This is a genomic window from Flammeovirga kamogawensis (assembly GCF_018736065.1).
GTDB lineage: Bacteria > Bacteroidota > Bacteroidia > Cytophagales > Flammeovirgaceae > Flammeovirga > Flammeovirga kamogawensis.
Window position 1 is genome coordinate 3,101,737 of the sequence record NZ_CP076128.1, and the last position, 14,987, is coordinate 3,116,723.

7 protein-coding genes are annotated in these 14,987 nt (G+C 32.0%); 2 read left to right on the forward strand and 5 right to left on the reverse strand.

The genetic code is table 11. The annotated features are described in order from the left end of the window. Positions 1-203: 203 nt before the first annotated feature. The 4 genes from KM029_RS12455 to KM029_RS12470 form a co-directional block, all read right to left on the reverse strand. On the reverse strand, positions 204-1,964 hold the full coding sequence (locus KM029_RS12455; RefSeq protein ID WP_144073581.1) for a BamA/TamA family outer membrane protein: 1,761 nt from the start codon (positions 1,962-1,964) through the stop codon (positions 204-206). Further along, positions 1,957-7,323 carry an alpha-2-macroglobulin family protein gene (locus KM029_RS12460; protein ID WP_144073582.1) on the reverse strand — a complete coding sequence of 1,789 codons (5,367 nt, stop codon included), beginning with the start codon at positions 7,321-7,323 and terminating at the stop codon, positions 1,957-1,959. The genes KM029_RS12455 and KM029_RS12460 overlap by 8 nt, the downstream gene beginning before the upstream one ends. Positions 7,324-7,421: 98 nt before the next feature. After that, positions 7,422-8,270 (reverse strand): type IX secretion system ring subunit PorN/GldN, encoded by an 849-nt coding sequence (gene porN, locus KM029_RS12465; protein WP_158631044.1) that lies wholly within the window; start codon positions 8,268-8,270, stop codon positions 7,422-7,424. A gap of 226 nt (positions 8,271-8,496) precedes the next feature. Further along, a complete protein-coding gene (locus KM029_RS12470; protein ID WP_144073584.1) occupies positions 8,497-10,383 on the reverse strand; it encodes a DUF349 domain-containing protein in 1,887 nt (628 codons plus the stop codon). A gap of 461 nt (positions 10,384-10,844) precedes the next feature. On the opposite strand from KM029_RS12470, the gene ettA reads away from it, so the two are divergent. After that, positions 10,845-12,533 carry an energy-dependent translational throttle protein EttA gene (gene ettA, locus KM029_RS12475; RefSeq protein WP_144073585.1) on the forward strand — a complete coding sequence of 563 codons (1,689 nt, stop codon included), beginning with the start codon at positions 10,845-10,847 and terminating at the stop codon, positions 12,531-12,533. A gap of 181 nt (positions 12,534-12,714) precedes the next feature. After that, positions 12,715-14,712 (forward strand): DNA mismatch repair endonuclease MutL, encoded by a 1,998-nt coding sequence (mutL, locus tag KM029_RS12480; protein ID WP_144073586.1) that lies wholly within the window; start codon positions 12,715-12,717, stop codon positions 14,710-14,712. A 3-nt stretch (positions 14,713-14,715) separates the two neighbouring features. Here mutL and KM029_RS12485 read toward each other — a convergent pair whose 3' ends face one another. Beyond that, positions 14,716-14,946 (reverse strand): 4a-hydroxytetrahydrobiopterin dehydratase, encoded by a 231-nt coding sequence (locus KM029_RS12485; protein WP_144073587.1) that lies wholly within the window; start codon positions 14,944-14,946, stop codon positions 14,716-14,718. Positions 14,947-14,987 lie beyond the last annotated feature (41 nt).

The window sequence follows — 14,987 nt, forward strand, 5'->3', positions numbered from 1 at the left end:
CAGAACTGATTTACCTTAAGTCAACTATGTACTATATAGACACATAGTTTATGAAAATTGAATAGAGTTATATTGATCTAATGTAGATAAACGTTCTTAAATACTGATTATTAGCTCTTTATATTTTTGATTATTTCACAGTGAGTATTAATAGTTACTAAAGAAAATTGCAAAATATCTTAAAAACCAACCTTTTTGTTAAACTAAAATTTACCAATAAATCCAAAATGTATTTTAGCTAAATCCATGTTAAGAGCAATTTCATCTGTTCGACCAAGGGCATATGCTATAGAAAAGTCACCAGAACGGGTTTCTATATTTACTCCTGCCCCTATACCAAGCGGTAAATCAACTACATCCCCATCTCCAGTAATTGCAATATCTGCAAACAAGAAAATGAATGATGTTCCACCAATATTTATTCTAGGTTCTGCAGTAAAAATAGCGTATCGGTCTACATAAAGTTCTCCTTCGTTAAAACCTCTTAAACTTCTAAATCCACCTATTCTATATAATTCGTTTTTATAAAAATGATCTCCTATCATTTGGGCAGCATCTATTTTTAGATAACCATCTAACCACTTTGTCATTCCAAAATAATATTCTGCATCAAATTGCCATTTTATAACTGCAGAGTTAGGTTGTATTCCTTCATAAATATCTTGATCAAAGGATGGGTTATAGATTATAGTTCGTTGTCCTCCACTAAATGTTCCTTTCCAACGAATACCCCTTCTTGGAGCTAAAGGATCATCTAAATTTTGCCATTTATACCCTACAGAATATGTTGTAGTTTTTGTATCATTTAAAGTGTCTGCTTCTTGTTCAGATATTTCTCTAAGTAAACGACTAGATTCCCAATTTGCACCTAATTTAATTTCTCCTCTTATTGATACTTTTCTACTAAAATCAATTCCATTATTTACCATTAAAAATGTAGAATCCTGCTTTTGTAAATTTATTGAATAGCCAAAATCAAATCTAGATCTAAATATTCTGGGGTGCTCATATCTAGCATTAAACCATTGCGAATCATTATCCGGCTTTTTCCAATCTATATAAAATTTTTTTCCTGTTCCAAATGGGTTTCTTAAATCTAAAAGTACTTGTCCTGTTAGTAGTAATCCTCCTTCTTCATCAGAATTAGGAGCAAAACCTAACATACCATCTGCTCTACTTGCCTTACGTTTTTCAATTGGCATTTCTACCATTGCTTTACCATATTCAAATACTACTTTTGGCGATTTTTTTAGTTTTAAATAAGGTGTTTCCTTTAAAATTACTTCAGCTCTATCAACATTTCTTTGTCTAAAAACTTCACCTTTTTTTAAACCTAAATATGCTTCAAAAAATTTTTTATGTACACCTAATGGTGCAGTTTTTTTTACAATCAACGTATCAAAAACTACAGGGTCTCCTAAGTTTACTTTAAGTACTCCTTGTAATTTATTATTGTTATTAAAGGATATCGAATCAATCCAAGTAGAAGCAAAAGGGTAACCTCTATCTTCATAATATCTAATTATCTGATCTTTTGCTTTTGATAATTCCGTAGTTCGAACTTCTTTATTAACTCCATTTCCTTTCCAATACCTTCCCTTTAATACTTGCATATTTACTGCTTTAGTATCAACAGTCATTACCTCAAGTTTTGGCCCGATAAATACTACATATTTATAACTACTCTCTTTTTTAAGGATTGTGTCAACAGATGTAAGTAAGTAGCCAAATTCTGAAAGTTGGGTCACTTTATTTTTAGCGGCTAGTTTTAATTCTAAAGAATCTTTAAATGAATTAGGTTGAAATTGTTTACGAATAGAATGATGAATATTATCGTCTACCAATTCCCATTCTAAAGTATATGTTTCTTGGCCAAATAAATTGCCTGTAAAAAGTAAAAGTAGAGTAGTTATTACCACTACTCTACTCTTTTTATTTTCTATATGATTAAATTTTTTATTCAACTACTATTGTTCTTGCTCCATTATAAGAATGATAAGCTCCGTTATACATTGCATCAGCACTAACAGGACCTACTTTAAATGTTCCTTTACTTACAGCTCTCACTACATAAAAATATGTTTTTACCTTTTTATTTGCTGTTGTAAAGAAGTGTACACGGTCGTCTCTAAAATCTACATGCTGAGGAATACTTGCTTTAGATTTAGTCCAACCCATGCCTGGTACATCTCCTAATCTTGGATTTTCGATTTCAAAACCTGCTGGTAACATGTCTGTTACTACAACATTTTCTATATTCCTTCCATCAGATTGTAAAGTAATACCTACTATAATTAAATCATTTTGCTTAAATGAAGATGTAGATAAAGCTTTTCCGTCTCTATCATAATATGTTCTTCTAACTTTTAACTTTTTATCTTCTTCAGGGTATCTTCCTGATGCGTTTAAACCTTCAATCTCCCAAAAATAATAAAGTTGCCCATTTCCGGTTACTTTAATAACTATTTCTCTCCCTAGAACTTCTTTAGTAAGTGAAAGGTCATCATTATCAAATTCAGCTACTGTATTTCCATCTGCTAAAATAACTGCTTTTACATTCTGAGCAGATGCTTTCTGTGCTAATTTACCTAAAGCTAATAAGCCAAAAGCTCTTTCTTGAGTTGACATCCACTCTTTACTTTTCATAGACTCTGTCAACTCTTTTGATAACACTCCAATTTGAGCATTCTTAGGGTCAGTACTTAATAATACATTTAAAGCCAATGCTTGGTCTCTTATAAATGATGAAAAACTACCACCAAATTCTGACTCAGACTTACTTACTCCAAAAGATTTTGGTAATAATAGGCGATAACTTTTTTGGTCTCCAACTCTTAAATAAGAAGCTGCTAAAACATACTTTGAATCTTTTGGTACTAAAGAACTATTTTTCTTATAATAATTCATTGTAGGTATATCTGCCTTACCCGCTTCTGCTAAGATATACAAAGCATAAAATGTAGTTTTATCTGCATAAGTTCTAGAAGTTCTTTCGTTTCTACTATTGTAATAAGTATATGTTACTTTATTCTTTTTCTTTACATTTTGTAGAAGATAATCTAATAACTTATTTACTACTTTTTGATCTACTTCATACCCTTTATTTTTTGCTTCTAATAAAAAGTGTGCTGCATAAGCAGATCCATAATAACTTACATATGATCCTCCTTGCCAATAAGACAAACCTCCATTATACATCTGCATACTTTGAAGTTTTCTTATTGCTTCATTAATATAGAAATCAGACTTATTAGAATGAATACCTTTATTTAATGTATTGGCTAAATCTCCTAAATATAACTGAGGAAATACTGCCGATGTAGTTTGTTCAACACACCCATAAGGATATCTAATTAGATAGTTCAGGCTTTTCGCAAATTGCATCATTGGTGATTTACTCAACCATAGTTTTCCTTTAATTGAAGATTTAATATAATCTTCTTTTAAATCTATAGATTTAGACTGATTAGCTTGAATTACATTTTCACCACTTGATTTTAGTAAAGATGTAGAAGGACGTACATTAATATTCGTTTCAGAAATAAAATCTTCATTTAATGCATGTGCAATTACTGTTACTTTACCTGTACCAATTGTATTATCTGCTTTTAAAGTAAAGTTGATTATTTTCTCAGAATTAGCTGGTATTTTTACCGTTTCTAGTTGAGTATTTTCTACAGACAGTGCCCCTTCAATTGCTAAAGATGTTTTTACATCAACAGACTTATCTGTTGTGTTTGCTAACATAATACTTGCCTCATTTTTATCTTTAGGGCTTAAAAAGCGAGGTAAAGAAGTACTTATAACTAAAGGATCTTTAACTTTCATCTTCGTTTCTGCAGTACCAAAAGCATTACCTTTTATTGCTACAGCCATTACTCTCAACTCACCAGAAAACTCAGGAATATCAACTGTAAACTTCACTTTTCCATCATCATCAGTTTTTAATGTTCCGCTCCAATAGGCTACAAGATTTACTCTATTATTAATCATAGGATTAGCTCTTGCTCCTAAATTAGCCATATCAGAACCAAAGCTATTGGCTTGCTGTTTAAACTGCATCATCTTAGGGTAAATGTTGTAAGTTTCAACATTCAGTGCTCTATTCTGGTAAAAGAAATTAAACGGATTAGGTGTTATATAATTCTTTATCTGTAATATTCCTTCATCAACAACAGCTACTGTAACTTCAATATCTTCTTCTCCATTACCAGATGTAACTTCTATAGTTTGAGATTTTCTAGAACGACTATTTGTAGGTGCATCTATTCTCAGGTCTATTTTTCTTTTTGGTGATGTTACTTTTAATGGTACAAAGCCATGTGCCACAGTTAAAGGTAAAGCATTGTCTTTCGCTCCTTTAATTAAAGTTGCTGTAATAAATATGTTTGGTAGATGCTCATCTTCTATTGGAATTTCTATAGATGCTGACTTATTATCAGTATTTATAATTTGATATGATACTACTTCATCCTGCTCAATAGTAACAAGCATTTTTCCTTTAAAAGGTGTTTTGAATAAGACTTTTGCTTTGTCTCCAATATTATAAACTGTTTTTTCTGGCTCAATGGTAACTCTACCTTCTTTATCAACTTCAAATGCTGAATTAGTGGTCTCACCCCATCCATAAGCGTAATAGCGTTTATTTACATAATTACTTGCTCCAGGTAATTTTATTTGAACTTCATATTCGCCAGAAATTTCAGGAATAAATGAGAAGTATGCCTTTTCGCCAGATATATTTATATTTTTAGTAGAAACAGGAATAGCTTTTTTTCTTGATACATATCTATAACGTCCATTGTATGTACTTTCCATTACAGACTGCCACTCATAACGTATAAGTTTAACAATAACTTTAGCGTTATTAGCTACTTTCATATTTTTATTCACAGCTATAATTGGCAGTTTAACCTTACTTTTTGTTTTCACATACCAATCATCGTTCTTAATACCAATAAAATATTGCTGTGTTGGAATTTCTATTTTGGTTAATCTTCTAACAGGTCTTCCAGATTCATCAAAAACTGTGGTATAAATTTTAGCTTCAAGTAAACCACTATTTTCATATTTATCATCTATAGAAAATTCTTCTTTAAATAAGCCTTCTACATCTGTTTTTCCTTGTCTTAAATGATCTAAATAAGATAAATCAACTCTACCATTTAATGTAAAATTATACTCTTTGTAATCTTTTGGAAGAATTGCTTTTCTACTAAGTGATAAATCAACTTCATAATTTCTATCTGCTGCAGGGGGACCAAAAAGGTTTACAGCTTTACCATTTAATGAAAATTTATCGTTATTACTTATTTGTTTTTTAGATGTTTCTACTGCAACCTTAATACGATCTGGCATAAAGTCTTCTACAGATATTTTATGAGATGCTAAAACAATATCATTTGCTGTACTAACCTCTATTCTATAAGCACCTGTTACACCAGCATCCATCAGTTTTACACTCCCTTCATAAGTCCCTTGATCATTTAAAGTAGCTCTTCTTGATATTAATTCATTACCATCTGGTAAGAATACCTTAACTTTTATTGGTTGATTTGGGGCAGGGTTCCAGTTATAATCTCTTGTTATTGTTTTAAAATAAACTGTTTCTCCAGGTCTATATAAGTTACGATCACCATAAATATAGGTCATCATACCAGTACTATTTAATCGTAAACCACCTACATTAAATCTAGCTGTACTTATTCGTGTTTGATCGTAGTTTATATAATTGAAGTCTGAACCGTTTTTAGCATATACCATCTTTATATCAAACCCCTTCGCATTTTTTGCTAAATCATCAAATTTCGCAACACCATCACTACCTGTTTTTTGAGTATAAACTTCTTGATTATTTCTACTTACTAAAGTTACCTCTACTCCTGATAAAGCAGACGCATCAGCGATTGAATTAGCATAAACTAAAGCACTATTTTTCCCTTCTTTAACTATTAAACCAATGTCTGATATACTTAAAAGTTTATGTACCGCTAAATATCTTTTTTCAGAGCTTCTTAATTCAATTACATATACTCCCTCAAACTTATTTTCATCTAAAAAATCTAGTGATAATACTTGATTAATACCAACTGTTTCTAAATCTCTAACAGAAACTTTTGATCTAGAAAATACTTCATCTCCTAATTTATAATATTGAGGACCGTAATAATAATAATCACTTTCTTGGTAGTTGCTGTTATTATCAAAAAACGATAATAAATTGTTTTTATAGATCTTAAATATTTTGATATCTATCTCTGGTACATTGACTATTCTTAAGTCAACTTCTTTTTTGCCTTTATTTGAAAGATAAATTGACTTTTTGTCTACAAAAGAAATACTCGGAGTCAATTCACCAAAAACAACATTTTCTTTGTATTCTTTCTCTAAAGGAGTTCTAAAAACACCTTTTAATTTAGCTGAAATTGTAACATTATAATCCTGACCAGATCTAAAACCTCCAACTAGTTGAATTCCATTTTCCTTTTCCTCAACTTCAAAAGATACCTTAGGTGATACTTTAATTAATGATTTAATATTTTTCTCTCTATAAATACCTTGATTTGTATTGATCAGTATAACATTACTTCCTCCTACTACTTTTGCTTCTATAGATGTAATATCAAATTTTTGTTTCTTAGGTACTATTAGTTCTGATGTATAAGAAGGCATCGTTATACTACCATTCTTTGTGTTAAGACCTTTATTTATAGATAATTTAATTGAAGTATCTTTTTCACTATTATAATCTAAAAGAGTATAAACTACTTTATGATTTATACTATTACTATTCTTTTCAAACTTTAATGCTTGAATACCATTTGTAACTTTTAAAAGTTTTGAAAGTTCATCACTATCAACAGGGTAATTAAACTCGATACTAATATGAGGAACGGGCTTATTATGATTACCTAACGCCCAACTCACTTGCTTATTTACCACTTTTAATACAGGAGTTGTAAAAGAATAAATAAGCTCATCCGATGATAAAACAATCCCTTCTTTACTTAATTCATTACTTGATAACTGCAGCACATATTTTGTAGATGGTTTAAAACCTATTTCTGGAGAGAATACTAATGTGTTTTTAGCAGACCATCTAAACTTTCCTTTAACTTCCGGTTTTATTGTAATGTAAGGTGTATTTACCCATTCATCTGTTTTTATTTCTCTAGTCTCATTACTAAATGTAAAAGATAAATTTTGCTGTACTTCTACCTCATCTGTAAAGTTTTTATAAATAACTTTAGAGGATTGCTCTGATGAACAACCGAAAAATAGAACGAGTAAAAAAAGTTGTTGGCATTGTGTTAGGAACCTCATTTTGCTTATTGGTGTCTTAGTTTAGATTTTGATTAATCAAAAATAATTAAAAAAAGCCATATCAAATTGATATGGCTTATAGTATTTTGTTGTTCTTTTTAGTATTCCCAAAGAAGTGCTTCATACTCCATTAGTTTATAAACAGCTTCTTGAGATTGATACAAAGATCGTTTGTCATTTCCATACATCATAATGATTGAATTATCTTGAGGGTTTTCAAACTTTATTAATCTGCCGTCATACAATTCTAGAGCAAAAGCATCACCTAAGTTTCTATGCTGAGCAGGGTTATAACTGTTATACCATATTGCAGATGGATCATCTATTAATTTACCATCTTCTCCTTTTAAGTGAAATACCATTTCATTTAATTCTCTAAATGAGAAAGAACCTAATACAATATCAATTCCTTTTGGATTTTCTGAAGCAGGAATAATTAAATTTACTGCTACTAAATCTGAATACATCTTAGATCTTCTTTTATCAAAGATTCTATCCACTTTTAATTCTATTGCCCATAAACGATCTGCAGAATATTCATCACCTGGTTTTTGTCCAGAATCATTTGCAGATTTATTACCATTTAAATCACCCCAAGCGGCATCGTCGTCGTCATAATCAGTATCCGATATTGTTTGAGGAATAATTAAACGACTAAGGAATTCTTGTTTTGATATTCTTGTTTCTAAAGTATCACTAGCAAATGGAACAATTTTATCATTTTTTACAGCATCAATAATCACTTTTGTGATCTCATGATTTTTAGAGAAAAATCCATAATTAGCTTTTGTCTGAAGATTTACTCTAAACCACAAAGATTTTTTCCACATTACCTCATATTTCTGAATATCCATCATAGAGTGTGGGTTTGTCATTGTATCAGGTGCTTGAGCAAGTACCGATATACTTATAAATAATAAGCAAATCAATAATTTATATGTTTTCATTATTTGTTGCATAATGGAATAATATCAAGGATTATTTATTTTCAGTTACTACATCACTTAAAAATATCATGCCATATTCTTAAAGTTCTTATGTTAGCAGTACATACAAATATCGAGAATATTAAAAATCATTTAGCTATTAATGTAAGTTTTATAGTACCTAAGTAATAAAAAAAGCACCTTAAAGAATAAACTTTAAGGTGCTTTAAATATTTAATAATGTGAATTACATTGCTAACAATTTATCCTCTAATTTCTTAAGGATACGTTGTTTTGTTTTCAACTTATTCACATAGTTGTTACGTTCTTGGTATAAAGCGTAATTCTCCGTGTTTTGTTCCGTAGTAGACGAAGACAAAATTGAAGAATATTTGGCATTAAACTCAAATAACTCTTGTTCATCTTTACGAATAGATTCTCTTAAGATGTCAAGTTTGATTTTCAATTGCTCAAAATCAGATAAGCTATATAAATCTGGCTCCTCATTTTTTGCTGTACGCTCTAAGAAGTGACTCTCAAAGATTTCGTTACAAACAATACGGAAACGTAAATTCATTTCTTTATCTTCTTGAGAAGGCTCTTTACCTAAAGATTTCCATCCATTTTGCAATTGCTTAATATTTGCAATGTTAAAAGGAGCACCATCTGTTAAGTATCTTTCTGCAGTCTCTAGTAAATCTTTTTTAGATTCTTGAGGAGCTCCAGCTGAACCACCCATATCTCTTGTACTATAAGCAGGACGATCACTACCATAACTTTCACGTTGTTGGTAACTTCCGCGTTGTTGGTAACTACCACGTTCTCCACCACTACTACGTTGTTGGTATCCACCGCGATCTCCACCACTTTGCTGACCGTAGCCACCACGTTGTTGGTAACCACCACGTTCTCCACCACTACTACGTTGTTGGTATCCGCCGCGATCTCCACCGCTTTGTTGACCATAACCACCGCGTTGTTGGTATCCGCCGCGATCTCCACCGCCTTGTTGACCATAACCGCCGCGTTGTTGGTATCCGCCGCGATCTCCACCGCCTTGTTGGCCGTAACCGCCGCGTTGTTGGTAACCACCGCGATCTCCACCGCCTTGTTGGCCGTAACCGCCGCGTTGTTGGTATCCGCCGCGATCTCCACCGCCTTGTTGACCGTAACCGCCGCGTTGTTGGTATCCGCCGCGATCTCCACCGCCTTGTTGACCATAACCGCCGCGTTGTTGACCATAACCACCACCACGTTGTTGGTAACCGCCACCTTGTTGACCGTATCCACCACGTTGTTGACCATAACCACCACGATCTCCACCGCGTTGTTGACCGTATCCTCCACCTAATGAGTTGAAGAATTTAGCAGTTTCACGTTTGAAATCGTTACCCAAGAATCCCATTTTCTTTTTAGGAACTTGACCAACATTTCGCCATTCTTGCTGTATATCTTTAACAGCTTGAACGTGATCATCTCCTCCACCTTGACGATTAATTCGTCTTACTTTAATAAGTAAAGCTTCGTACTGATCAATATATTGTTCATGAAGTTCATTTTGCTCTCTAAAGAATTCTGTTCTTGCTTGATAGAATTCATCCATGTAAGCATTAAACTTCTCAGAAAGTTCTTCTTCTTCTTCTTTGATTGCAGAACCGGTTTTAATCCAGTTCATTTTAATTTCTTTGAAACGTAGAGATGCTTCTTTCCAATCTTGGCTACCTTTCCAATCTTCTGCTTCTTTTAATAAAGCTTGCTTAATTTCAAGGTTCTTATCTCTATTGATAGCAATGTACTCGTTGATTTCATCCTCTAATACATTGATAATTTCGTATAGTTTAGTAAAATCGCCTAAACCATTAAATGAAGCTAGATAAGTTCTCATGTGAATGAGCTTCATTAGGAAAGAACCTTTATTCTCTGCAGTATGAACAGCATCTTGTACAGCCAATACTTTGTCTGTAACCATTGTGAATCTGTCTACAAAATATTGTAAACTTTCTTCGTCGCTTTCTCTTACTACACCGATTTCTCTGTCTTTAAAATCGTAATACCCTCGTAGAAATACTTTACCATCTTGTACATATCCGTACTCTGTAATGTTCTTGTGCTCGATAATTTGGGAATCTGACATCGCTATTCGCCTGTTTGGTTTTTAAATGATAATAAAAGTTGTTGATTAAACTTTATAAATAAATTGGTGAAGATATATCCTTTAATGTTATGCCACCGACATACATTAAAATTGTAAATTATGATCAAAGTTATAATTCTGAAATGATCAATAGTCTTCGATAGTCTCTTACAAACCTAATTTTGATAATAAATTCTAATTAATATTTTAATATGTAATCCAATAACTAATTCAATAAATTCAAAGTAATTGAAAGTCAAAAATGAGTGTTAAAAATCAAGTGATTTATCGCACATTCATTAACGTTCATTTTAATAACTGATTATATATCATGCAATTTGCCACCTTACTTTATTAATTGCAAATTTTTATCAGATATATATCATAATTTGTACATGTATAACTAACTTTCATCTACATTTACGATTTATTGTAGAAATAAGTTCAAAGTATTAATAAATATGAGTAATAATAATGAAACTGTCATCTTCTCGATGGCTGGTGTTACAAAGGTATATCCTCCTAATAAACAGGTATTAAAAAATATATATCTTTCTTTTTTCTATGGTGCCAAAATTGGTGTTCTAGGTCTAAATGGATCCGGTAAATCTTCTTTACTTCGTATTATTGCTGGAGTAGATAAAGAGTATAGAGGTGAAGTTGTTTTCTCTCAAGGATATAGCATTGGTTATTTAGAGCAAGAACCGCTTTTAGATCCAGAAAAAACCGTTAAACAAGTTGTACAAGAAGGTGCTCAGGAAACTGTAGATTTACTTCAAGAGTTTGAAGAAATAAATTTAAAATTTGCAGAACCGGAAATATTAGATGATCCGGATGCAATGAATAAACTCATAGAACGTCAAGGAGAGGTTCAAGAGAAATTAGATAACCTTGACGCTTGGGAATTAGACAGTAAACTTGACCGCGCAATGGATGCTCTTCGTTGTCCTCCAGAAGATCAAAAAATTAGTGTATTATCTGGTGGTGAAAAACGTAGAGTTGCATTATGTAGACTTCTTCTTCAAGCCCCAGATGTACTCTTATTAGATGAGCCTACCAACCACTTAGATGCTGAATCTGTATATTGGTTAGAGCAACATTTACAACAATATAAAGGTACTGTAATTGCAGTAACTCACGATCGTTATTTCTTAGATAACGTTGCTGGATGGATTCTTGAATTAGATCGTGGAGAAGGTATTCCTTGGAAAGGTAATTACTCTTCATGGTTAGATCAAAAACAAAAACGTCTAGCAAAAGAAGATAAACAAGAAACTAAACGTCAGAAGACACTTGAAAGAGAATTAGAATGGATTAAAATGACTCCCAAAGGACGTCATGCTAAACAAAAAGCTCGTTTAAGTTCTTACGAATCTCTATTGAATGAAGATACTAAAGAGAAAGAAGCTCAATTAGAAATCTTTATTCCTGCAGGCCCTCGTTTAGGATCAAAAGTAATTGAAGCTAAAGGTGTTTCTATGGCTTTTGATGATAAAGTTCTTTACGAAGATCTTAATTTCACTTTACCTCAAGGTGGTATTGTTGGTATTGTTGGACCAAACGGTGTTGGTAAAACAACCCTATTCAAATTAATTACAGGACAGTTAAAACCATTGTCTGGTACTTTTGATGTTGGAGAAACTGTAGAGATTGGCTATATCGATCAAGAACATAATGATATTGATAAAACCAAAACAGTATGGGAAACAATTTCTGGAGGTAATGAATTAATGGAAATTGATGGACGTCAAGTTAATTCTAGAGCTTATGTTTCTAAGTTTAACTTTGCAGGTAATGATCAAAATAAAAAAGTAGGTGATTTATCTGGAGGTATGCGTAACAGAGTACAATTAGCCATGACCCTTAAAAAAGGTGCTAACTTATTATTACTTGATGAGCCTACCAACGATTTAGACGTAAATACAATGCGTTCTCTAGAAGAAGCATTAGAAAATTTTGCGGGTTGTGCAGTAATTATTTCTCACGACCGTTGGTTCTTAGATAGATTAGCAACTCACTTATTAGTATTTGAAGGTGAATCTAGTGTAAGATACTTTGAAGGTAACTTCTCTGAATATGAAGCAAAAAGAAGGGAAGAAGTTGGAGATACGACACCAAAAAGATTGAAATATAAAAAATTGACAAAATAATTTTTTATTAAACAACTCTAAAAAGATGCTTCTTTTACTGTTTATTAGTAGAAGAAGCATTTTTTTTCAACTGAAAAGACGTTATTTTTGTAATTCCGGTAAGATTAATTTTTATTGGATATTCACAATAAAAAAGATTAAGGTGCTATCTTTAAAAAGTAGCATTTTATAAAAAGAAAGTATGCAAGACGTAATTCGTTTATTACCTGAGTCATTAGCCAATCAAATTGCTGCAGGTGAAGTGGTACAGCGCCCCGCTTCCGTAGTAAAAGAGCTAGTAGAAAACGCTATCGATGCAGGTAGTGACTCTATTGTTTTGAAGGTAAAAGACGCTGGTAAAACTCTTATTCAAGTAATTGATAATGGAATTGGTATGTCAGAAACTGACGTACGAATGAGTTTTGAACGTCATGCTACATCTAAGATTCTTTCTTCTGATGATCTTTTTAATATCAATACATTTGGTTTTAGAGGTGAGGCGCTTGCTTCTATTGCCGCTGTAGCACAGGTTGTTGTGAAAACAAAAAAGGAAGATGATGAAATTGGTACTACTATAGAAATTGAAGGTTCTGAAATTAAAAAACAAGAACCTATCAGTACCCCTAAAGGAACTAGTTTTTCTGTGAAAAATTTATTCTTTAATGTTCCTGCAAGAAGAAAATTTCTAAAATCTAACCCTGTAGAATTAAAGCATATAATAGATGAATTTCAGCGTGTAGCTTTAGCTCACCCAGAAATTTCTATGTTGATGATTTCTGATGATAAAGAAATCTATAATCTAAGAGCTGGTAATATTGCAAAACGCATTGTTTCTATGTTCGGAAAGTCTTATCAAGAACAACTTTACCCTTGTCAAGAAGATCTTGATGTAATTAAGGTAAGAGGTTATATTGGTAAGCCAGAAAATGCAAAGAAAACTCGTGGTGAACAATTCTTCTTTGTTAATGGACGGTACATTAAACACTCTGCTTTAAACCATGCGATAATGACGGCTTATGATTCAATATTGCCAGAAAGTCATTTTCCATTCTATCTTCTTTATATAGAAATAGATCCTAGTGATGTAGATGTGAATGTTCACCCAACCAAAACAGAAGTTAAGTTTGCAGATGAAAGAACAACTTATGCAATTGTTAGCGCTGCTGTAAAGCAAGCTTTAGCAAGTTATGGAGTTGCCCCTTCTATTGATTTTGGGATAGATGTAAACTTTGCAAAAGATAGAAAAGAAAGTATTCTAGGAAGTAATAAAATGATACCTCCTTTAGAAAATGATCTTACTTCTAATATTCCAGATTTACCTGCACCATCATCAAATGATTTTTCTTCTGCATCAAATTCACTAGATAATTTTTCTGTCAATGTTCCTTTTGATCAGAGTTCTGAAAACGATGATTTTGTAAAGGTTTCATCACGCTTAAACACTTGGAATCAACCTTCTAGTGATATGCCTGATTTTACACCTTGGAATCCTATTGAAATGGATGATAACCAATCATCAAATAATTTTTCAAATTCAGATTCTACAGAACAATCACTTACTTATAGTAGTAGGGCTAATGATCTTGATAATTCAACAGAAAAAGATACCACTTTAGAAGGCTTCCCTTCTGATAATGTTATTCCAATCCAACTACATAATAAATACATTATGTATCAGGTTAAATCTGGCGTAATGTGGATGGATCAAGAAGCTGCTCACGAGCGTATTCTATATGAAAAATTTCTTTCTCAGATAGAAAATACATCTGGTGTTTCTCAGCAATTATTATTTCCAAAAACAGTTCAACTGAACCCCTCAGATTTTGCTTTATTTTCTGATTTTGCTACAGAAATCGCTGCATTAGGTTTCAATTTCAAAGTAGAAAATGATAACACTATTTTAATTAACGGAGTACCTGCAATTATCCAAGGTGGTGATGAACAAGAAATTCTAGAAGAATTATTTGAACAAATAAAGCATAACCAAGAACAGTTACGTTTATCTTCTAATGAAAATATTGCCCGTGCATTAGCAAAAAGAGCTAGTATTAAAAGTGGTCAATTATTAGAACTTCAAGAGATGAAATCCATGATTGAACAACTATTCTCTTGTTCTTCTCCAAATTATACACCTGATGGTAAAAAAACAGTAGTATTAATGGATACTGCTCAAATTGAAGGAATGTTTAATATCCGTTAGTTCCTAAATTTGATCTATTGCCGATGCTAAATCCCTATCTTTTTGAGTTACGGTATTTCCTGCATCATGTGTTGTTAAACAAATTTCTACTTTATTCCATACATTAGACCAATTAGGATGATGTTGATGAGCTTCTGCTAAGAACGCTACCCTTGTCATAAAAGCAAAAGCTTCTATAAAATCTTTAAATGTAAAAGTTTTTTGAAGTTGATTATTCTCCTCTTTCCAATTCATAGCAAGTTATTTTAAAGTAAAATGATTAAACTTTTAATCAT